Here is a 20095-nt window from a genome sequence, read left to right on the forward strand (position 1 = left end):
CCGGACACGCGGGACCCCGCACGGGACCCCCGCCCCCGGTACGGGACTAGTCCCGCCCCGGTCCCGTACCGGACTCCCGCGCCCCGACCAGCACGAACACCGCCAACGGGACCCACGGGACCCCCTCCCGCCGGCCCGCGAAAACCGCCCCGAACAAGCCCTGGGCACCCCGCCCGACCGCTTCCCGCGCGCGGCTGCGCGTAGAGAACCAGGAGAACCCCGGATGATCTTGTCACGCGACTGTCACGGCACCCCTCACGCGAGTGTCACGTCCCCTGTCACGACCGGTGTCACGCACCTGTCACGACTCGTGACACCGCCCCTGACCTGTCACTCTCCACCCCTACCCCGCCCCCCGCGTGCCGGGCCGGGGAGAGCGCGCAGGAGCCGCTAGACCTAGCGGCCCGCCCCGCTAGACCTAGCACCCCCACTAGCGGCCCGCACCCGCCACCACCAGCGCCCTAGCACCTAGCGGCACCCCGCCGCGTTCCCCGGGCCGCACCACCCGCCGGACCGCTCGACACCCCCGCCCGCACCGACCGGAAGGAATCTCCACAGTGGACACCACTACCCCCGCCGCCCGCGTCCTGCACACCGTCGAAGCGGCCGCCGCGCAACTGTCCATCAGCCGCACCCGCATGTACGCGCTCATCAAGACCGGCGACATCCACACCGTCCGCATCGGACGCCTCCGCCGCGTCCCTCACGACGCCCTCACCACCTTCACCCAACGGCTCAGCCGCCAGCCAGCCGCCTGACACCACCCCGCACACAGCGGGGAAGAACACGGGGAAGCAGGTGGGGAAGCACCCGAACCGGGGGGAAAATCCCCTCCTGCTTCCCCACCCACCTTCCCCGCCCTCACCAGGCACAACACCACCCGGGGAAGATCAACACCATCTCCCCCGCCGCTGGCCGAACCCCCGAAAACCGGGGTTTGCTCCCCCGCCCGCTCCCTCCCCACGCCACCGCAACCGGCCCGCCGAACGCCCCGCACCCCCCAGGGACGTGACAGGGAGACCAGCAGGGAGCCACCAGGCAGACAGGGAGAACTCCCTACCCGCCTCCCTGCCCCTGCCTCCCCACCCTCAACAGCACAAACACCCCCGACAGGGAGGCCAGGGAGGCAGACAGCGCCCCCCGGCCACACAGCCCACCAGCCCGGAAACACGCCCCCATCCCCACTGCCGCGTCCCTCCCCGCCACAGCCGAGCGGACAGGCCCGGGAACGGCCCAAGCCGCTCCATCGCGCCCTCACGACACAGCAACGTCCAGACCAATCGGGAGACATCACATGCCACGCAGCCAGCGGCCAGAGGGGACACGACGTCCTAACGGCGCCTCGTCCATCTACCTAGGCAAAGACGGCAAGTGGCACGGCCGCGTCACCATGGGCCTCAAAGACGATGGCAGCCCCGACCGGCGCCACGTCGAGCGCAAAACCGAAGGTGAGGTGATCAAGGCGGTGCAGGCGTTGGAGCGTCAGCGCGATGACGGGACGGCGACCAAGCCCGGCAGGGACAAACTCGTTGAGGAATGGCTCCTGTACTGGCTTGAGTTCATCGTCAAGCCCTCGGTGAAGTACAAGGCTTACCGGGCCTATCGCACGGCGGTCGTGGTCCACCTCGTCCCGGGCCTGGGCAAGCACCGCATGAAGCGGGCCAGACCGGAGCACTTCGAGAAGCTGTACGCGCGCATGATCGCCAACGGCGCCAAGCCCGCGACCGCCCACCAGGTGCACCGCACGGCGCGTACAGCATTCGGTGAGGCCCACAAGCGCGGCGAGATCCCCCGCAACCCTGTCGAGCTGGCCAAGGCTCCCAGAGTCGAGGACGAGGAGATCGAGCCCTACGAGATCGAGGAGGTGAAGAAGCTCATCGCTGCGGCCCTGGAACGGCGGAACGGTGTCCGGTTCGTCTTGGGGCTGGCCATGGGGACGCGACAGGGCGAGTCCATCGGCTTCAAGTGGGCCCGGTTGAAGAAGTCGACCAAGACGCTCAGGGTGGCCTCGCAGCTGCAACGGCGGACGTGGGAGCACGGCTGTGGGGACCCGCACGCCTGCGGGGAGAGGTACCACAAGGTGAAGCCTTGCAAGGAGGAGTGCAAGCGTCACCAGCGCAAATGCCCTCCTCCTTGCCCGCCGGACTGCACGAGTCACGCTCGGTGGTGCCCGCAGAAGCACGGGGGCGGCCTGGTGGAAGCCGCGGTGAAGTCTCGGGCCGGTGTCCGCGAGTTTGTGCTCCCGGACCAGCTCTTCGACCTCCTGCTAGCGCATGAGGCCAGACAGGCCCAGGAGCGGGAGCTGGCAGGGACGGAGTGGCAGGAAGGCGGGTGGATGTTCGCTCAGCCCAACGGTCGCCCGATCGATCCGACGATGGACCGGAACGAGTGGTACGCGCTCCAGGCCGAAGCGGGCGTCCGGAAGGCGCGCCTACATGACGCGCGTCACACTGCCGCCACGGTAATGCTCATCCTTGGAGTGGACCCGCGCGTGGTCATGGAGCTGATGGGGTGGTCGAACGTGGCCATGCTCAGGCGCTACCAACACGTGCTCAACGTGCTCAAGCAGGGCGTGGCCACGCAGCTTGGAGGGCTGCTCTGGGGGACCAACTGAGACGGGAACTGAGACGCAAAACGCCCGCCCTGATCACCAGGGCGGGCGTTTTGCCTGCTCAACACACGTGGCCAGGGGCGGGGTCGAACCGCCGACCTACCGCTTTTCAGGCGGTCGCTCGTACCAACTGAGCTACCTGGCCAGGCAAAACACAAACAAACAACCAACGACCGGCACCACCAACCTAACCGGCACCAACTACAACGCGACCCCCACCAGTAGCTGGTCCCACCCGACCCAACACCGCTGGATCGAAAGGAGCACGCACCGTGGGGGCCTGGGGGGTCGCCCCCCAGAAACTCCTGCGAGCTTCTCATGCCCGCGCTTTTGCGGGCATGAGAAGTCGAAGAAGCTCGCGACCCTGACGGGACTCGAACCCGCGACCTTCGCCGTGACAGGGCGACGCGCTAACCAACTGCGCCACAGGGCCTTGCTGTCTAACCGTACCGCTTGTCTCTCCGTGCTCCCAACGGGATTCGAACCCGCGCTGCCGCCTTGAAAGGGCGGAGTCCTAGGCCGCTAGACGATGGGAGCCCGACCAATTCCGGGCGAACCGATCGACCGCGCTTCCAGGTCTACCGCCGGGCCGCTCGGGCTCGTCCGCTTCGCTGGGAGCAGGGATAGCTTAGGGCACGCGGCCCCTGTCCTCCAAAACGGCCCCTCCGTTTGTGGATCTACCTGCGGGAACGCCGCTCCCGGGCGGGCCGGGTCCGCGATCTTCGGCGGGTGGGTGGGCGGGCCGGCGGGGCCGACCCATAAAGGAAGCGCTGCGACCCGCGACCCGCGGCACCGGGTCGAAGATCACAGCGCGTGATCGTCATCGTGGAATTGTGGTCAGGTCCGAAAATCGGCTCACCGGTTCGGGACCGGAGCGGGGCGGGGGTCCGGAAATGATCTTCGCGAGATCCGCCTGTGATGTCCGCGGCACCGCTCGGTGATCCGGCCACGCCCTCACGCGCGGCCCGGGGAGCCGGGCGGCCGACTCAGCGGCGGACCGGTGGGACGCCGTCCTCGCCGTCGATGAGGCCGAGCATTTCCAGCAGTTCACGGCAGTCCTCGGGGGACTGGGCGCCCATCGCGACGGCCAGCCGGGCGCGCCGCACCTGGTCGTCGGAGACCCGGGAGGTCTCCCCGGAGCGCGGGGCCGGGACGCCGGTGGAGAACTGCGTCGAGGTCCCGAGGCTGTCTTGCTGAAGAAGAAAACTGCGCACTTCAAGCGACCCACTCATGGCTGCCTCCCCGGCTTTTGTTTTGCGTGAGGCTATGAGACAAGTCCCCGCCCACACAGCCCCCCGCAGAGTGAACCGCACCGCACGCTCGGTAGCCGTCGGTGATCAGTTTTCGGATGCCGGGTAACAGGTTGCCAGGAGTTTACCGATCATGTGCTCACCCGTTCGGAGGGCGCCCGAGAGTGATCGACACAACCTCGCCCGCGAACCCCTACCCCCTAGGGGTATGGTGATGGCATGGAGCACGAGCACGCCCCCGGCTACAGCGCCAAGAAGGACGCCCACCTGCGCCGACTGCGCCGGGTGGAAGGCCAGGTCCGCGGCCTGCAACGGATGGTCGACGAGGACGCCTACTGCATCGACGTCCTCACCCAGGTCTCCGCCGCGACCAAGGCACTGCAGGCGTTCGCGCTGGAGCTGCTTGAGGAGCACATGGCCGGTTGCGTGGTCGCCGCTGCCCGAGAGGGCGACGAGGCGGCCGCGGTGAAGGTCCGCGAGGCCGCGGACGCCATCGCCCGCCTGGTCAAGTCCTAGACCTCGCGGGCTGACTTAAGCGCTCGCGCCCCATATCGAGCCACCCCCGGCCGGGTGCGCCTACACCCGAACCCTGAGAGGAACCAGTTTCGTGTCTTCCCAGACCGTCTACACCGTGTCCGGCATGACCTGCGGGCACTGCGCCGCCTCCGTCACCGAGGAGATCACCGCGCTCGGCGGGGTCTCCGACGTGCGGGTCGACCTGACCAGCGGCGCCGTCACGGTGACCAGTACCGCCGCGCTGGACCGCTCCGCCGTGGCCGCTGCGGTGACCGAGGCCGGATACGAGCTCGCGAGCTGACATGACCACCGTTGAGCGTCCCCCCGACCGGATCGAGCTCGCCATCGGCGGGATGACCTGCGCCTCGTGCGCGGGCCGGATCGAACGCAAGCTCAACAAGCTGGACGGGGTGCGCGCCTCGGTGAACTTCGCCACCGAGCGCGCCACCGTCGAGTTCCCGCCCGGTCTGCCCACCACCACGCTGGTCGACACCGTCGCGCACGCCGGCTACACGGCCAGCCCGGTGCGGCCGGAGGCGCCGGTCGAGGACGACGACCTGTCCGCGGGCGACCTGCGGCTGCGGTTCCTGATCTCGCTGGCGCTGAGCCTGCCGGTGATCGCCGTATCGATGGTCCCGGCGTGGCAGTTCCCCACCTGGCAGTGGGCGGCGTTGGCGTTGTCCTACGTCGTGGTGCTGGTGTGCGCGTGGCCGTTCCACCGCGCGGCCGCGGTGAACCTGCGGCACGGCGCGGCGACCATGGACACGCTGGTGTCGATGGGGGTCACCGTCGCGTTCCTGTGGTCGGTGTACGCGCTGCTGTTCGGCGGCGCGGGCATGATCGGCATGCGGCACGAGTTCAGCCTGCTGCCGCGCGGCGACACCGGCACCGCCGACATCTACTTCGAGGTCGCCGTCGGCGTCACCACCTTCCTGTTGCTGGGGCGGTGGCTGGAGGCCCGGTCGAAGCGGCGGGCGGGCGCGGCGCTGCGGGCGCTGCTCGCCCTGGGCGCCAAGGACGTCGCCGTGTTGCGCGACGGTGTCGAGACCCGGGTGCCGATCGGGCGGCTGGGGGTCGGCGAGCTGTTCGTGGTCCGGCCCGGCGAGAAGATCGCCACCGACGGGGTGGTCACCGAGGGCGCCTCGGCGGTCGACCGGTCGCTGGTGACCGGCGAGTCGGTGCCGGAGGAGGTCGGTCCGGGTTCGGCGGTCGTCGGCGGCACGGTGAACACCAGCGGCAGGCTGGTGGTGCGCGCGAGCCGGGTCGGTGCGGACACGCAGTTGGCGCAGATGGCCCGGATGGTCGAGCGCGCGCAGACCGGCAAGGCCAGGGTGCAGCGGCTGGCCGACCGGGTGTCGTCGGTGTTCGTGCCGGTGGTGCTGGGCATCGCGGTGGTCACCCTGGTGGCCTGGCTGCTCTCCGGTGCCGACGCCGACGCCGCGATCACCGCGGCCGTGGCGGTCCTGGTGATCGCCTGCCCGTGTGCGTTGGGCCTCGCCACACCGACCGCGTTGTTGGTGGGGACCGGCCGCGGCGCGCAGCTGGGGATCCTGGTGAAGGGCCCGGAGGTGCTGGAGTCCACGCGCCGGGTGACCACGGTGGTGCTGGACAAGACCGGGACGGTGACGACCGGTCGGATGTCCGTGGTCGACGTGCTCCCGGCGGCGGGTGTCGACACCGCTCGGCTGCTGCGGCTGGCCGGTGCGGTGGAGTCCGCCTCCGAACACCCGGTCGCCCAGGCGATCGCGGCGCACGCGGGCGCGGACCTCCCCGCTGTCACCGACTTCCGCAACACCGAGGGCCTGGGTGTCACCGGCACCGTCGAGGGTTCGGCGGTGGTCGTCGGGCGGCCGCGGCTGTTGGCCGACCACGGGATCGAGCTGTCGGACGAGCTGGCCGCGGCCCGGCGGGCGGCGGCGGCCAAGGGCCGCACGGTGATCGCGGTCGGTGCCGACGGCGTCGCGCTCGGCCTGGTCGCGGTGGCCGACGCGGTGAAGCCGAGCAGTGCCGAGGCGGTGGCCCGGCTGCGCGGCCTCGGTCTGCGGCCGGTACTGCTGACCGGCGACAACGAGGCGGTGGCCCGCGCCATCGCGGCCGAGGTCGGCATCGACGAGGTGATCGCCGAGGTGCTGCCAGCGGACAAGGTCGCCACGGTCGAGCGGCTGCGGGCCGAGGGGGCCGTGGTGGCGATGGTCGGCGACGGCGTGAACGACGCGCCCGCGCTGGCCGCCGCCGATCTGGGCCTGGCCATGGGCACCGGGGCGGACGCGGCGATCGAGGCAGGCGACCTGACCCTGGTGCGCGGCGATCTCCGGCTGGCCGCGGACGCGATCGCGCTGTCCCGGCGCACGCTCGGGATCATCAAGGGGAACCTGTTCTGGGCGTTCGCCTACAACGTGGCCGGGCTGCCGCTGGCCGCGCTCGGCCTGCTGAACCCGATGATCGCGGGCGCGGCGATGGCGTTGTCGAGCGTGTTCGTGGTCGCCAACAGCCTGCGCCTGCGCGGTTTCCGGCCCGCGGCCGATAGCGGTGGAAAGGCCACATAGCAAGGCGAACATCAGGTGAACATTCTCAGCAATTTTTCCGCCTCGGCCCCTCCCCACAGACGAGTGCACGTGCAACAATCGTCTGGCTGACACACCCCCGGTCAGCGCCTGTGGAGATCCCCTCCGGCCCCCGCGTTCCTCCCCCTGGCGCGGGGGCCTCTCCATATCTCCGCAGGTCAACGGTGGTGGGACGGTCCAGGTTGCTGTGTCACCAGTCACACCCCCTGCGGCCGCGCAACCGAACCGTTATCGTGTCCCGGTGCCTTTTCCCTCTTTCGGACGCAGCCGCACCGACCTCAAGGCGGTCGGCACCAACACGGGGCGCCACCGCACCGTCGGGCGAGAGCAGGCCGAGGACGCCCTGCCGGACCGCGAGCTGGAGTCGTACCTGGCCGCGCTCGCCCCGGAGGCCGACACCGAGACCACCGCGTCGGGCCGCCGTTTCGGTGGTGCCGAGGTCTACCAGCTGCGCCTGTCGCTGATGGCGAACGAGCAGCTGCGCGAGCTGGCCGCGTACCGCCAGACCTCCCCGATGGCACTGGCCCAGGAGTGGGTCATGCAGCGCCTGGAGTGGGAAGCCCAGCAGCTGCAGCGCTCCTGAACCACCCCGACCACCACGAACATCCGACGGACACCAGTGAGCCCCGACCGGCGTGGTCGGGGCTCACTGACGTCTCGACGCGGGATTACAGCGGAATCACGTTCGTGGCCTGTGGGCCCTTCGTGCCCTGACCGACCTCGAACTCGACCCGCTGGTTTTCCTCAAGGGTGCGGAAACCCTTGGACTGGATCTCCGAGTAGTGCACGAAGACATCGGCGCCGCCGTTGTCCTGTGCGATAAAGCCGAAGCCCTTCTCGGAGTTGAACCACTTGACAGTGCCCTGTGCCATAAACCTGCCTCCATCGCAGGAGCATGGGGTTGCACCGTGCAACCCCGGGCCGCCCCCGGGCGATACTTCCGCCCACTGCAGCGGAAAAGCAGCGCGCCCGCGATCGTCGTTCCGCGAGCGTGAAATAGCACGAACACAGAAACCACGGCCTGCAACCGAAAGCGTATCGGCTCACCGCAGGCCGCACTACTGCCTGACGGGCGCTCGGCTAGCCCAAGCGGGTGATCTACTCCGATACGCTCCGAAGCGAACGGGTCGCTCTCCGGATTGCCCCGAAATTCCATCGAAGGTGACATGAGTCACAATAGTTTGGGCCAACGTCACGGGCGGACGCGGCGTCGTTATGGGTGTCGGGACGGTAGGCGGGGATCGGCTTGTGGGGGAAGGGAAGCGGGATGGCGCGACGCGGGCTCAAAGGACGGTGGGGACTGCCGGTGGCGTTGCTGGGCACCGGGTTGGTCACGGTGCTCGCGTTGAGCGGCTGTACCTCCGGGGCGTCCGAGGCGTCCACCAATGACAGCTTGCCCGCCGGGCAGCAGGCGACGACCACCAGCGCGACGCCCGCGGTCCCCACGATGAAGATCGTCGCCACCCCGGCAGCCGACGCCAAGGACGCCAGCCCGGGTGGGCCGATCACGGTCGCGGTCACCGACGGCACGCTCAGCGCGGTCACCCTGACCAACCCGGACGGCAAGCAGGTCAAGGGCGACCTGTCCGCCGACAAGACCACCTGGACCGCGGCCGAGCAGCTCGGCTACGGCAAGACCTACACCTGGGCGGGCAGCGCGGTCGGCGCCGACGGCAAGACCTCGCCCATCGCGGGCGCGTTCACCACGGTCAAGCCCAAGCGCACCGTGCGGGCCAGCCTGAACACCGGCGACGGGGCCACCTACGGCATCGCGATGCCGATCGTGGTGAGCTTCGACTCCCCGGTGAAGGACAAGGTCGCCACGCAGAAGGCGCTGAAGGTGGCCACCACTCCGGAGGCCGAGGGCGCCTGGGCGTGGCTGGACGACAGCACCGCGCACTGGCGGCCCAAGGAGTACTGGAAGCCGGGCACCACGGTCCGGGTCACCGCGGGCGTCTACGGCGTCGACCTGGGCGGCGGCGCGTTCGGCCGGAACGACGTGACCTCGTCGTTCACCATCGGCCGGTCGCAGGTGGTCAAGGCGGACACCCAGACGCACCGGATGGTCGTGGTCACCGACGGGCAGCAGACCCAGGACTTCCCGGCCTCGATGGGCCTGGAGTCGGACCCGGGCCGGGTCACCAAGAGCGGCACGCACGTGGTGATGAACAAGAGCGCCACCTACGCGATGACCAACCCGAAGTACGGCTACGAGAACGTGGTCGTCCCGTGGGCGGTGCGGATCTCCAACAACGGCGAGTTCGTGCACGGCTACGGCCCGTCGATCCCGGCCCAGGGCAAGCGGAACGTCTCGCACGGGTGCATCAACCTCTCCCCGGCGAACGCCAAGATCTACTACGACTCGGTGCTGGTCGGCGACCCGGTGGAGATCACCGGCAGCACCCAGCAGCTGGGCAAGGCCGACGGCGACTACTACGACTGGGCACTGTCCTGGGACGCCTGGAAGGCGATGTCGGCCACCGCGAACTGATCACGTGCTACCCGGAGGGCGGCTCCCAGCAGGGGAGCCGCCCTCCGGCGTGCTTAGAGTGGACGACCATGGGTGAGACCGTGCCGACCGGCTACCTGGTCGTACGCGCGTCCGGCGCGACGGCCGCCCGGCTGGCCATGGACCCCGGCCGATCGCGGGCCGAGCCGGAACAGGTCCAGCTCCTCGCGCGGATGGCCACCCCGGGGCGCGGTGCCGCGCTGACCTTCGGCGAGTGCTCGCTGCGGGTTGGCGAGGACCTGGTGCTGCTGACGGTGTCCACGGCCAAGCTGTCGGTGGGCTTCGGTGAGCTGCGGCCGCTGCTGTTCCAGCCGGTCCCGCTGGCCGACGGGCTGCGGTCCCTGGTCACGGCCTCGGTGGCGCACCTGCTGGCCGTCGCGGACACCCTGGACCCGCACGGCACCCGCGCCTACCTGCTCGGCTTGGCGGAGCTGGTGCTGCGCAGCGCCCTGCGCGCGGAGCTGGACCGCACCGACGCCCTGGCCACCCGCCGCCGCGCCGCCGTCGACTACATCCGTGAGCACCTGGCCGACCCGGCGCTGACCGCCGAACGCATCGCCGACGCCCTGTTCATCTCCCGCCGCCGCCTCTACCAGCTCTTCGACGACGGCGACGGCATCTCCGGCCGCATCCGCGCCATGCGCATCGAACGGGCGAAGGAGCTGTTGGCCGACCCGGCGTTGGGGGTGCGGGCCATCGGGGAGATCTCGCGACAGTGCGGCTTCGCCAACGCGGCCCACTTCTCCCGCACCTTCCGCAAGACAGTGGGCGCCACCCCACGCGAGTACCGCGACCGCGTCCTGACCACCTAGTAGACCGTCGCCCGGAAGTCGATCGTGAAGATCAGTTTGCCGAGCTGTGCGGCCAGTTCCAGCCAGCCTCTGCCGGTGGTGGAGTGCAGCGTGAAGATCGCCAGGCGGCGGCCGTCCGGCTCGATCACGGTGGCCTGGAGCTGGCAGCCCGGGGCGCGGGCGGAGATCCGTTCGGCGATCACCACGGGATAGCCGCGTTCGGTGTGCGACTCGGTCACGTCGTGGATGTCCGGCCCGCGCGCGGTGCGGAGCTCCTGTCCGAGCGCGGCGGCGGTGGTCGATCCGTTCGGGGCGGTGGCCTGGGTGAGCACCACGGTCAGGATCGCCGGGTCGGCATCGGGGTGGGTCACGGCGGCGAGCAGGCCCGCGCCGCTGGCGTGGGCGAGCTCGGCGGCCTCCTGCGCGGCTTGGGCGACACCGGGGTCGTGCACGGCCTCCGGTCCCCGTGCGGCGATCATGAGCGTCCCCAGCTCCAGCGCGGTGTCCTCGACCGACCGCAGGGACACCGGCGTGACCCCCTCGACCGCCGCCAGCCTCACCGGCTCTCACCGATATGGATGGCCTCACCCCGGGTGAACTCCGACGCGCCCGCGCTGGACAACACACTGGCCAACCTGGCTGCCCCACCCGAACCGACGATGCCGGAGGGGGCCCGGGTCACCAGTGCGGCCAGGGTTGCCGAGGTGGTCGAGACGCGGTCGAGCAGGTCGGCGATCGAGCGGGCGGGATTGCTCGCCTGGGTCGGCGCGGCGCCGTGCAGGGAGTCCAGGCGGTCGGCCAGCTCGTCGGCCGCGTGGTTGTGGTCGGCGGCGAGGGTGCGGGCCTGGGCGAGCACGGCCTCCAGCCGGTCCCGGAGATCCGCCAGCGCCGATTCCGCGGCCGCGTGGGGGAGCCCGGCCTGGGCGGCGGCCGATGACGTGGCCGCCAGGTCCAGCTCGCCCCGGCGCTGGTGCAGGTCGTCCTCCGCGTCGGCCACCTGCCTGCGCACCAGCACGGCTTGGCGTTCCAGGTCGTCGGCCGCGCGGCGGGACTCGGCGAGGGTCTGGGCCCAGGAGGCGAGGGCGTCGGCGGCGGCGCGCAGGGCCGTGGCGCGGTCGGCCGGGTTCGCGGGCAGGTCCGCCAGGTGGACGGTGAACGCGGTCGCGGCGGGACCCGTCCAGCCCTCGGTCGCGGCGCGAGCCCGTCGCACGGCGGGGTTCACCTGATCGAGGGCATCGGCAGCCGTCAAATATTCGGCTGCCACCGCCATCGCGGCGTCCGGGGAACCGGGGGCGGGGTCGAATCCGAGGCCGGGGAAAGCGTCAGGCATATCGGCGCCTCCGGTCTCCTCGAATCGGCCCGAAATCCGTTCCCTGGTCAGATCCGGAATCGGCGGGCATTGTCTTCGTCCACTTCGGCGTAATCCACTCCGGCCACCGCAGCCGCCGCGCCGGAAAGTGCCGACGCGGTGGCCGACAGGGCGTTCCCGGCGTCCATTGTGAACGCCGCGACCGCCGCGTCCACACGAGCCGGACCGACCGCCGTGATATCAGCCAATTCCACCGCGGCGACGGTATCGGCGGCGTCGGTCAACACCGCCGCCGCGACCCGCAGCTCGCCGGGGTCGACGGCGTAGCCGCTCACGCGCCGAACACCGACGGATAAGCGGGCGGTAGGTCGTCGAACAGGTCCAGGCCCTCCTCGAACCGGTTCTTGTGCTCCGCGTCCTCCTCGCGCTTCGCCCCAGAACCGTTCATCGGCGGGTACATGCTCCCGTTGGCGCCGCCACGCCCGGCCGCGCCCTCGACCATGCCCGTGCCACCACGCGCGGCCGCACCGGTCCCGGACATGGACCCCGAGCCGCGCCCGGCACCGGGCCCACCCTCCACACCGAACCCACCGCCAGGGCCAAAGCCCGCGCCCGGCCCGAAGCCGCCGCCAGGGCCGAACCCGCCCGACCCGGAACCGGTCCCCACCGGAGCGCCGGTCCCGGTCGGATAACCGGTCGGCAGGCCGGTGGGCCCGGTGTAGGTGGACACCGTGGTCCCACCCGTCTCGGGGCCACCCCCACCGCCGCCGTTACCACCGGGCGGCGGCACCGGTGGCACCGGCGGTACTGGCGGATGCGGGGGTCTGGGCGGCTGTGGGGGTTGCGGCGGCACGGGAGTCCCCCCGCCGCCGCCCGGGTCGGCCACGTCGACCTTGGGCGGAGCGGATGTCGTCGTCTGCGGCGGTGCCTCGGGCAGGTCCGGCAGGGAGATCCCCTCGGCGGTCCCGCCATGTTGCTGCATCACGCGGACCGCCTCGGCCCAGGCGTTGTTCCGTTCCTCCAGCTTGGGTCGCTGGTCGTCGGTCAGCTGCTTGAGCAGGACCCGCCCGCTGGGGTCGTCGGTGACCTCGACGTCGTAGCCCGCCATGAAGTTCTCTTCGGCGAAGTAGTAGACCGGCTCCGGCATCCGGGACTGCGCGTGCACGACCGCGTCCGTGTAGGTGGACAGGCCCTCGCCGATCTGTCCCGCGCGGTAGGCGGCGTCGCCCGCCCACTCGGTGAGCCGGGTGTTGGACTCGGCCGCGCGCACCGCCGCCGGTCCTCGCCAGCTGCCGAGCACGTCCCGCAGCGTGCTCTGCACCTCGTCGGTGACCTGGGTGATCTCGCCCGCGAGCTTGGCCCAGCCGCGCGCCTTGGTGTCCATGTCCTCGGGATGCGCGGTCATGATCATGTTGTAGAGCGTGGGGTGGTCGTAGCCCGCCCAGTTGATCTGCGAGAACGTCCGCGCGTCGCGGTTCTCCGCCCGGATCTCGGCGCGGTGCCGGGCGCGCGCCTGCCCCTCGGCCGACAGTGCGTGCCGGTCGGAGCGGTACTGGCCATTGCGATCGGCGTTGTAGTCCTGCATCAGGCCACACCGTCCACGTGCTGTACCGCCGCCTTCGCCTGCTCGTCCACGTCCTGGTACGCGGCCAGCGTCGCGCCGATGCTCGCCCGCACCGCGCCCAGCTCGGCCAGGTAGTCACGCAGCACCGCGCGCACACCGCGGTCGTTGTCGGCGCGGTCCAGGAACGCCTGCGCCATCGGCCCGGCGACCGGCCCGGTGCCGTTGCGCAGCGGCTCGGCCAGGTGCTCCGCGTCGCGCAGCCGATCCTCCAGCTGGGTCTGCAGGCGGGCCAACCGCTCATCGGCCGCGTGCAGCGCCGGGTAGTCGGCCTCGACGGCACCCGCGTTCTCGCCCACCAGCGGTCCATAGTCGACTCGTGGCCCGGCCTGCACATTCGAATCCACCCGGTGCAGTTCCAGCGGCGAGCGTTTGGCGAGTAGTGCCTCTGCCTGCCGCATGTCGTGAACCCGCGTCATGTTTCGTCTCCCGCTCCGGTTGCCGTACCAGGGTGACCCACCGTGACCCCGACCTCCAGCCCTACCCCGCGCTTGTGCACAACTGGGCACGTCGCGCGCTCACCTGAGCAACAACGCGTTCATCAGCGACGGTAAATCACCGACGTTACCCTCCTCAAGTGAGTGAATCGGCGACTTCGACTGGCCATGACCGAGACCGGGCCGAGCAACGCACCGTCCACCGCGCGGTGGCGGCATCGGCCATGGGCAACTGCATCGAGTGGTACGACTTCGGGGTCTTCGGGTTCATGCCCGCGGTCCTCGGCGCGGTGTTCTTCGACGCGGCCACCCCGACCGAGAACGTGCTGGGCACCTTCGCGGTGCTGGCGGTGGCGTTCATCGCCCGCCCGTTCGGCGGGTTCGTCTTCGGCCCGCTCGGCGACCGGGTGGGCAGGCGCAAGGTACTGGCCACCACGATCATCCTGATGTCCGGCTCGACGTTCGCGATCGGACTGTTCCCCTCGTTCGCGGCGGTTGGCTGGCTCGCCCCCATCCTGGTGCTGCTCGCCCGGCTGGTCCAGGGGTTCTCCGCGGGCGGCGAGTACGGCGGGGCGGCGACGTTCATCGCCGAGTACGCCCCGGACCGCAGGCGCGGCTTCCTCGGCAGCTGGCTGGAGTTCGGCACCCTGACCGGGTTCCTGCTGGGGGCCGGGGTGGTCACGGTCTGCACGATCGGGCTGGGCGACGCGGCCATGGCCGACTGGGGCTGGCGGATCCCGTTCCTGGTGGCGGGCCCGCTCGGCCTGATCGGCTTCTACCTGCGGACCCGACTGGAGGACACTCCGCTGTTCCGCGAGGCCGCGAGCCGGGAGCGGTTGGAGTCCTCGCCGCTGCGCACGGTCCTGCGCACCCAGTGGCGCGGGATCCTGCACCTGATCGGCTACATCGTGCTGCTCAACATCGCCGACTACGTGATGTTGACCTACATGGAGTCGTACCTGACGAACACGCTCGGCCTGACCGGGCGCACACCGCTGCTGGTCATCATGGTGGTGATCGCGGCGATGATGGTGGTGATCACGCCGGTGGGCGCGCTGACCGACCGGATCGGCCGCAAGCCGCTGCTCTACGCGGCCTGCCTGGGTTTCCTGGTGCTGCCGATCCCGGCGTTCCGGCTGATGGCCGAGGGGAACACGGTCACGCTGGCCATCGGGCTGGCGGTGATCGCGCTGCTGCTGACGTTCCTGCTGGCCACCATCCCGTCCGTGCTGCCCGCGATGTTCCCCACCGCGGTCCGCTACTGCTCCTTCGCGATCGGCTACAACCTGTCCACGGCCCTGTTCGCGGGCACCGCGCCGTACCTCGTGACCAAGCTGGTGGAGGGCACCGGCGACCAGCTGATCCCGGCGTACTACCTGATGGGGGCGGCGGTGATCGCCGCGGTGCCGATCTTCCTGCTGCCCGAGACCGCGGGCCGCTCGCTGCGCGGGGTGACCTCAAGCACGAAGCAGCCGGAGGCGGCGCTGGGGTGACCGACCCCGGTTACTCTTCGGTAATGAGCCGTACGACCGCCCCGTGGCCGCCGGTGGAGACCGAGGCCGCGCAGCCGCACCCGGACGCGCCCACGCCCGGCACCGACCTGCCGCCGCACTACGCCTACTGCTTCGGCTGCGGCGACCAGCAGGCCAACGGGCTGCACCTGCGGGCGTCGGCGTGCGCGGGCGGGGTGATCCGGTCGCGGTTCACCGTCACCGAGGGCCATCAGGGCGCTCCCGGCTTGGCCCACGGCGGCCTGCTGGCCTGCGCCTTCGACGAGGCGCTCGGCACCGCCGTCGGACACCTGCTGCGCAAGCCGACCGTGACCGGACGGCTGGAGACGGACTTCGTCCTGCCGGTCCCGGTCGGCACCACCCTGGTCATCGACGCCCGCGTCGACGGCGTCGCGGGCCGCAAGATCTATGTGAGCGCGGACGGCACCCTCGGCGAGGACGGGCCGGTGGCGGTGCGCGCACGGGCGCTGTTCGTGCTGGTCGACATCCAGCACTTCCTCGACCACGGGCGCGAGGAGGAGCTGCGGGCCGTGGTCGCCGACCCGGGTCTGCTGACGAGCCAGGTGGACCTGAACCCCTGACCACTGTGGACTCCGTAGGCTGACGGCATGTTCATGGTCGTGGTCGGCCTCGGCGTGCTGGCGCTGCACCTGTACCTGTGGCTGCGGCTGGTGCGGGACACGACCCGGACCCGGCGCGGCCGCAGGGTCGGCACGGTGCTGCTGGCGACGATGGCCGTGGTGTCGGTGGCGGCGCTGGTGCTGCCGTCGCGGGTGGGGGTGCGGGTCGCGGAGTACCTGGGGTGGCCGGGGTACCTGTGGCTGGCGTTGTTCTCCTACCTGCTGCTGATCCTCGCGGTCCTGGAGCTTCCCCGGCTGGCGCTGCGAAAGTGGATGCGCGGACCTGCGGTGGCTGACGTGGCCACGGAAGACGAGCCCATCGACGTTCAGACCACCGGGACCGCGCCGGACCAGAACCGGCGCCTGTTCCTCTCACGCGCGGCCGCGGTGGTGGCGGGCGCGGCATCCACCGGCATCGTCGGTTCGGGCCTGGTGTCGGCGTTGAGCCCGCCGCAGGTCAAGCGGGTCAGCGTGCCGTTGAACGGCCTGGGCGCGGGGATGAACGGCTTCCGCGTCGCGGTGGTAAGCGACATCCACCTCGGTCCGCTGCTCGGCCGCGCGCACACCGAGCGGATCGTCCGCATCATCAACGAGACCCAGCCGGACATGGTCGCCATGGTCGGCGACCTCGCCGACGGCACCGTCGCCGAGCTCGGCGAGGCGGCGTCCCCGTTGCGGGACCTGCATTCCCCGTTCGGCACGTACTTCGTCACCGGCAATCACGAGTACTACTCCGGCTACCAGCAGTGGGTGACCGAGCTGGAGGGGTGGGGCCTGCACTACCTGCACAACGAACACACCGTGATCACCCGTGACGGCAACGGTTTCACCCTCGCGGGCGTCACCGACCTCAACGGCAAGTCCGTCGGTGACGGCCCCGACATGGACCGCGCCCTCTACGGCCGCTCCCCGGGCAAGCCCACTGTTCTCCTTGCCCACCAACCGGTCCAGGTCCGCCAGGCCGCCACCCGGGACGTCGACCTCCAGCTCTCCGGCCACACCCACGGCGGCCAACTCTGGCCCTTCCACGCGGTCGTCCGCCTCGCCCAGCCTGCCGTCTCCGGATTATCCAAAGTGGACAAGACCTGGCTCTATGTCACCAACGGCGCGGGCTCCTGGGGCCCACCGGTCCGCGTCGGCGCCGCACCGGACATCACCGTGGTGGAACTGAGCCAGGGCGGCTGAGGCTGGTTCCGTCGGCACGTCAGGTCAGGGTGCGGGGGCGGATGGCGTTCGCCTTGTCCACCAACGCATGCCGCTGTTCCGGTGTGCTCGCCAGCCGTGCCAGGGCTCGGTAGCAGCGCTCCAGCCCGAAGCGCAGTTCCCGTTCCGACAGCTCGCAGCCCAGCACGGTCCGCTGCGGGTGGGTCGGGTTCGCGCCCGGCTTGCCCGCCTTGACCCAGCCGTACGCGGCCTCCAGTACCTCCGCCGACAGCTGCGTGCGCCGTTCCGCGTCCAGGGCGAGCCGTTCCAGCCGCTTGGCCGCGTCGTGCAGCTCCTGTTCGACGACCCGTTCGACCTCGTGTGCCCGCGCCTTGACCTTGATCGCGGCGACCTGGGCGGACACGTGGTGGCTGGAGGTGTCCGGCACCGCTTCCAGCACCTCGATCGCCCCCGCCCGCGCGCCCTGGGCCAGGTACACCCTGGCCAGGCCGAACGCGGCACTCACGTAGGAGTGGTCGGTGCGCCAGACCAGTTCGTAGAAGCGGGCGGCGGCGAAGTGGTCGCCGGACAGTTCGTGGCTGACCGCCAGGGCCAGTTTGGGGCCGATCTCGCCGGGGACCGCCTCGTAGACCCGGTCGAAGGCCTCACGGGCGATCCGCGGGGCGCGGTTGGCCAGCGCTAGCAGGCCGTGGAACCACTCCGGGCGCCAGTCCGCCGGGTTGGCGGCCAGCCTGCGCGCGGCCTCCAGCTCGGCGCCCGCCGCGCGCAGGTCGCCCTGTTCCATCCTGGCCTTCACCAGCCGCAGCCGGACCTCGATGGAGTCCTGCGGGGCGGCGGCCAGGGCGGCCACCAGCTCGGCCGGTTCGGTGGCGGTGATGCTGGCCAGCGCGGCGGCGGCGTGGTCGTCGGTGTCCACCAGCGGCAGCGGCAGCACCGAGGCGACCTCGGCCGGGTCCGGGGTGGGCAGCGAGTCGGACACCACCAGGCCCGCGCCGAACGTGCGGGTCTCCGGGCCGAACACGGTGGAGATGCCCGGCCTTGGCCGGTTCGTGCCCAGCGCCATGACCTCGCGCAGCACGCCGGTGAGCTGGTCGGCCATCTCCTCCGCGGAGGCGAACCGACGCGCCGGGTCGGCGTGCGTCGCCCGCTTGAGGGTGCGGTAGTAGCTGCCGAACAGCGCGAACAGCGGCTCGGCGTCCGGGCCGGGCAGGGTGTGCTTGTAGCGGGTGGTGTAGCCGGCGAACTCGATGGACAGCACGGCCAGGGTGCGGCCGACGGTGTAGATGTCGGAGGCGACCGTGGCGCCCTCGGTGGCCAGCTCGGGGGCGGCGTACCCGGCGGTGAAGAACAGCGGGCTCTCGTAGTCGTCCAGCTTGCGGACCGCGCCCAGGTCGATCAGCTTGAGCTGCTCGCCCGCCTGGATCACGTTGTCCGGCTTGAGGTCGCAGTAGAGCATGTCGACGCTGTGCAGGTAGCCGATCGCGGGCAGGATCTCCAGCCCGTAGGCGATCACCTGCCCGATCGGCAGCGGCTCCGCCCGCCCGGCCTCGCGGTGGTGCTCCAGCGCCAGCTGCCGCAGCGACTGGCCGCCGACGTACTCCATCACGATGTAGCCGACCAGCGAGCCGGTCTTCGGGTCCGGGTGCTGCACGAAGTTGTAGATCTTGACCACGTTCGGGTGCTCGACCTCGGCCAGGAACCGCCGCTCGGCCACCACCGAGGCCATCGAGGTGGCGTCGCCGGTGTCGATCATGCCCTTGAGCACCACCCAGCGATCGCTGACGTTGTGGTCCTTGGCCAGGTAGATCCAGCCGAGACCGCCGTAGGCGATGCTGCCGAGCACCTCGTACTGGCCGCCGACCAGGTCGCCGCGGAACAGCCGCGGCCGGAAGTTGAACTCCTGCCCGCAGCTCGGGCACTCGCCCTCGGCCTCGCCCGGCTCGCCGTCCACGCCGCGGCCGACCTCGGCCCCGCAGTTGTTGCAGAACCGCTTGTTCTCCGCGACGACCGGGTCGTCCAGTACCGCGCTGGCCGGGTCCTTGACCGGCACGACCGGCACCTCGACCAGCCCGGCGCCGAGCCTGCCCCGCCCGGAGGCCCGCGACCCGGTCCGCCTGCCGGTGCCGGGGAACGCGCCGGAACCGGTGCCCGGCCCGCTGTCGGTCCGGCTGACCAGCTGCGTCTCCGGCTCGCCATCCTCGGGCTGCGGCGGCACGATGCTCTGGGTCAGCGTGGTCTCGTTGAGCACGCTGGTGGGCTGCGGATCGTCCTCGGACAGCGCGGTATCCGGCAGCACCCCGGGCTGCCGCGGCGCCACCGGCGGGTACTCGACCGGCGCGATCCGCATCGTGCCCTCGTCCCGTGGCACCGGGCTCGGCGGGAACGGCCGCGGCCGCTCGCCCTGTCCGAACGGGACCATCCCGGGATTCGACTGCGTCGGCCCGGTCCGCGGCGCGTTCTGCTGTGGCGCGTTCTGCTGTGGCGCACTCGGTTGCGGTGTATTTGGTTGTGGTGCGTTCGGTTGTGGCGCACCGGGGAACGGCCGCGGCGGCGCGAACCCACCGGTCTGCGACTGCGGCGGCCCCGGCCGCCGATTCGGCCCGGTCCCGGGCGGCGGCATGGGGAACTGCCCCGTCCCTTGCGGCGCCGTGGGCTGCGGCACCGGATGCTGCCCGGTGCCCTGCGGATGTCCCATCGGCGCGGGCATCTGGGTCGTACCCGGCGGTACGGGGTGGCTCCCCGTCGCGGTGGGCGTGAACGGCTGGGCACCTTGCGGCGGAGGCAGTTGAGTCGTCTGCGGCAGCGGGAGGCTACCGGTCGCCGTAGGCGCGAAGGGCCTGCCACCTTGCGAGGACTGACCGGGACCCTGCGGCAGCGAGAACTGCCCGGTTCCCTGCGGTCGACCAGTACCGGGAGCGCCCTGGGGCTGACCCGGTCGACCAGCTCCCTGGGGTGGTGCCAACTGCCCAGGAGCGGGGAACTGACCTGGTGGGTTCGTGTGCGGTCCGCTGTTCAGACCTGGGCGCGGTGGCGCCGGGAACTGACCTGTTCCCGGTGGCAGCGGGTGCGGTCCACTGGACTGCCTGCCGCCTGCCGGTGGAGCCTGTACCGGGGGGAACTGCCCAGTCTGTACCGCGTGCCGTCCCCGCGGCTTCATCTGCTGCGTGGGCGGGTTCTGTTGCACGGCGGGCC

At 71.1% G+C, this 20095-nt stretch carries 19 protein-coding genes and 3 tRNA genes; 11 read left to right on the forward strand and 11 right to left on the reverse strand.

Annotated elements, in window-relative coordinates:
* Positions 1-557 precede the first annotated feature (557 nt).
* Both C503_RS0133285 and C503_RS0133290 read left to right on the forward strand, forming a co-directional pair.
* Entirely contained in the window at positions 558-758 is a 201-nt protein-coding gene (locus C503_RS0133285; protein ID WP_018683367.1) for a helix-turn-helix domain-containing protein, read from the forward strand.
* Positions 759-1294: 536 nt separating this feature from the next.
* Complete coding sequence (locus tag C503_RS0133290; RefSeq protein WP_026316953.1) at positions 1295-2614, forward strand: tyrosine-type recombinase/integrase; 1320 nt, start codon at positions 1295-1297, stop codon at positions 2612-2614.
* Positions 2615-2682: 68 nt separating this feature from the next.
* On the opposite strand, the gene C503_RS0133295 is transcribed toward C503_RS0133290, so the two are convergent.
* From C503_RS0133295 to C503_RS0133310, 4 genes are all read right to left on the reverse strand, one after another.
* Positions 2683-2756, reverse strand: a tRNA-Phe gene (locus tag C503_RS0133295).
* Between the two features lie 214 nt (positions 2757-2970).
* Positions 2971-3044, reverse strand: a tRNA-Asp gene (locus C503_RS0133300).
* A 31-nt stretch (positions 3045-3075) separates the two neighbouring features.
* A tRNA-Glu gene (locus C503_RS0133305) sits at positions 3076-3148 on the reverse strand.
* Between the two features lie 449 nt (positions 3149-3597).
* Positions 3598-3843, reverse strand: a complete 246-nt coding sequence (locus C503_RS0133310) for a hypothetical protein (RefSeq protein ID WP_018686562.1) — start codon at positions 3841-3843, stop codon at positions 3598-3600.
* Between the two features lie 237 nt (positions 3844-4080).
* On the opposite strand from C503_RS0133310, the gene C503_RS0133315 reads away from it, so the two are divergent.
* The 4 genes from C503_RS0133315 (at position 4081) to C503_RS0133330 (ending at position 7524) form a co-directional block, all read left to right on the forward strand.
* The gene (locus tag C503_RS0133315) at positions 4081-4377 is read left to right on the forward strand and encodes a metal-sensitive transcriptional regulator (protein WP_018686563.1); all 297 of its coding nucleotides are present in this window, start codon (positions 4081-4083) and stop codon (positions 4375-4377) included.
* Positions 4378-4468: 91 nt separating this feature from the next.
* Positions 4469-4678: a heavy-metal-associated domain-containing protein gene (locus C503_RS0133320; protein ID WP_018686564.1), complete on the forward strand. Its 210-nt coding sequence runs from the start codon at positions 4469-4471 to the stop codon at positions 4676-4678.
* A gap of 1 nt (position 4679) precedes the next feature.
* Positions 4680-6923: a heavy metal translocating P-type ATPase gene (locus tag C503_RS0133325; protein WP_018686565.1), complete on the forward strand. Its 2244-nt coding sequence runs from the start codon at positions 4680-4682 to the stop codon at positions 6921-6923.
* A gap of 259 nt (positions 6924-7182) precedes the next feature.
* Positions 7183-7524: a hypothetical protein gene (locus tag C503_RS0133330; RefSeq protein WP_018686566.1), complete on the forward strand. Its 342-nt coding sequence runs from the start codon at positions 7183-7185 to the stop codon at positions 7522-7524.
* Positions 7525-7609: 85 nt separating this feature from the next.
* Here the strand turns inward: C503_RS0133330 and C503_RS0133335 are convergent, their stop codons facing one another.
* Positions 7610-7813 carry a cold-shock protein gene (locus C503_RS0133335; protein ID WP_018686567.1) on the reverse strand — a complete coding sequence of 68 codons (204 nt, stop codon included), beginning with the start codon at positions 7811-7813 and terminating at the stop codon, positions 7610-7612.
* 395 nt (positions 7814-8208) lie between these two features.
* Between C503_RS0133335 and C503_RS0133340 the strand changes: the two genes are divergently transcribed.
* Both C503_RS0133340 and C503_RS0133345 read left to right on the forward strand, forming a co-directional pair.
* A complete protein-coding gene (locus tag C503_RS0133340; RefSeq protein WP_051115005.1) occupies positions 8209-9432 on the forward strand; it encodes a L,D-transpeptidase in 1224 nt (407 codons plus the stop codon).
* A 68-nt stretch (positions 9433-9500) separates the two neighbouring features.
* Entirely contained in the window at positions 9501-10262 is a 762-nt protein-coding gene (locus C503_RS0133345) for a helix-turn-helix domain-containing protein (protein WP_018686569.1), read from the forward strand.
* Here C503_RS0133345 and C503_RS0133350 read toward each other — a convergent pair.
* The 5 genes from C503_RS0133350 to C503_RS0133370 are packed head-to-tail and all read right to left on the reverse strand — an operon-like array spanning position 10259 to position 13590.
* The gene (locus C503_RS0133350) at positions 10259-10801 is read right to left on the reverse strand and encodes a hypothetical protein (RefSeq protein WP_018686570.1); all 543 of its coding nucleotides are present in this window, start codon (positions 10799-10801) and stop codon (positions 10259-10261) included. The two genes, C503_RS0133345 and C503_RS0133350, sit on opposite strands and share 4 nt — an antisense overlap.
* Positions 10798-11571, reverse strand: coding sequence for a spectrin repeat-containing protein (locus C503_RS0133355; RefSeq protein WP_018686571.1), 774 nt, complete (start codon positions 11569-11571; stop codon positions 10798-10800). The genes C503_RS0133350 and C503_RS0133355 overlap by 4 nt, the downstream gene beginning before the upstream one ends.
* 47 nt (positions 11572-11618) lie before the next feature.
* Positions 11619-11885, reverse strand: coding sequence for a hypothetical protein (locus C503_RS0133360; RefSeq protein WP_018686572.1), 267 nt, complete (start codon positions 11883-11885; stop codon positions 11619-11621).
* Positions 11882-13135, reverse strand: coding sequence for a WXG100 family type VII secretion target (locus C503_RS43870; RefSeq protein WP_026316954.1), 1254 nt, complete (start codon positions 13133-13135; stop codon positions 11882-11884). Before C503_RS43870 ends, C503_RS0133360 begins: the two co-directional genes overlap by 4 nt.
* Positions 13135-13590, reverse strand: a complete 456-nt coding sequence (locus C503_RS0133370) for a hypothetical protein (protein ID WP_018686573.1) — start codon at positions 13588-13590, stop codon at positions 13135-13137. Before C503_RS0133370 ends, C503_RS43870 begins: the two co-directional genes overlap by 1 nt.
* 158 nt (positions 13591-13748) lie before the next feature.
* Here C503_RS0133370 and C503_RS41840 point away from each other — a divergent pair, with 158 nt between their 5' ends.
* The 3 genes from C503_RS41840 to C503_RS0133385 are packed head-to-tail and all read left to right on the forward strand — an operon-like array spanning position 13749 to position 16924.
* Positions 13749-15101, forward strand: a complete 1353-nt coding sequence (locus C503_RS41840; RefSeq protein WP_245572647.1) for an MFS transporter — start codon at positions 13749-13751, stop codon at positions 15099-15101.
* A 23-nt stretch (positions 15102-15124) separates the two neighbouring features.
* On the forward strand, positions 15125-15700 hold the full coding sequence (locus tag C503_RS0133380; protein WP_026316955.1) for a PaaI family thioesterase: 576 nt from the start codon (positions 15125-15127) through the stop codon (positions 15698-15700).
* Between the two features lie 27 nt (positions 15701-15727).
* Positions 15728-16924: a metallophosphoesterase gene (locus C503_RS0133385; protein ID WP_018686576.1), complete on the forward strand. Its 1197-nt coding sequence runs from the start codon at positions 15728-15730 to the stop codon at positions 16922-16924.
* Positions 16925-16943: 19 nt separating this feature from the next.
* On the opposite strand, the gene C503_RS0133390 is transcribed toward C503_RS0133385, so the two are convergent.
* Positions 16944-19322, reverse strand: coding sequence for a serine/threonine-protein kinase (locus C503_RS0133390; protein ID WP_018686577.1), 2379 nt, complete (start codon positions 19320-19322; stop codon positions 16944-16946).
* Between the last annotated feature and the right edge of the window lie 773 nt (positions 19323-20095).

It is taken from the genome of Actinokineospora enzanensis DSM 44649, from assembly GCF_000374445.1.
GTDB classification, from domain to species: domain Bacteria; phylum Actinomycetota; class Actinomycetes; order Mycobacteriales; family Pseudonocardiaceae; genus Actinokineospora; species Actinokineospora enzanensis.

What these genes read in the sequence shown, in the direction of transcription:
- C503_RS0133370 (WP_018686573.1), bottom strand. Translation starts at nt 13,590, where the DNA reads ATGACGCGGGTTCACGACATGCGGCAGGCAGAGGCACTACTCGCCAAA.
- C503_RS0133335 (WP_018686567.1), bottom strand. Translation starts at nt 7,813, where the DNA reads ATGGCACAGGGCACTGTCAAGTGGTTCAACTCCGAGAAGGGCTTCGGC.
- C503_RS0133345 (WP_018686569.1), top strand. Translation starts at nt 9,501, where the DNA reads ATGGGTGAGACCGTGCCGACCGGCTACCTGGTCGTACGCGCGTCCGGC.
- C503_RS0133380 (WP_026316955.1), top strand. Translation starts at nt 15,125, where the DNA reads ATGAGCCGTACGACCGCCCCGTGGCCGCCGGTGGAGACCGAGGCCGCG.
- C503_RS0133290 (WP_026316953.1), top strand. Translation starts at nt 1,295, where the DNA reads ATGCCACGCAGCCAGCGGCCAGAGGGGACACGACGTCCTAACGGCGCC.
- C503_RS0133355 (WP_018686571.1), bottom strand. Translation starts at nt 11,571, where the DNA reads ATGCCTGACGCTTTCCCCGGCCTCGGATTCGACCCCGCCCCCGGTTCC.
- C503_RS0133390 (WP_018686577.1), bottom strand. Translation starts at nt 19,322, where the DNA reads ATGGTCCCGTTCGGACAGGGCGAGCGGCCGCGGCCGTTCCCGCCGAGC.
- C503_RS43870 (WP_026316954.1), bottom strand. Translation starts at nt 13,135, where the DNA reads ATGCAGGACTACAACGCCGATCGCAATGGCCAGTACCGCTCCGACCGG.
- C503_RS0133340 (WP_051115005.1), top strand. Translation starts at nt 8,209, where the DNA reads ATGGCGCGACGCGGGCTCAAAGGACGGTGGGGACTGCCGGTGGCGTTG.
- C503_RS0133310 (WP_018686562.1), bottom strand. Translation starts at nt 3,843, where the DNA reads ATGAGTGGGTCGCTTGAAGTGCGCAGTTTTCTTCTTCAGCAAGACAGC.
- C503_RS0133325 (WP_018686565.1), top strand. Translation starts at nt 4,680, where the DNA reads ATGACCACCGTTGAGCGTCCCCCCGACCGGATCGAGCTCGCCATCGGC.
- C503_RS0133385 (WP_018686576.1), top strand. Translation starts at nt 15,728, where the DNA reads ATGTTCATGGTCGTGGTCGGCCTCGGCGTGCTGGCGCTGCACCTGTAC.
- C503_RS0133315 (WP_018686563.1), top strand. Translation starts at nt 4,081, where the DNA reads ATGGAGCACGAGCACGCCCCCGGCTACAGCGCCAAGAAGGACGCCCAC.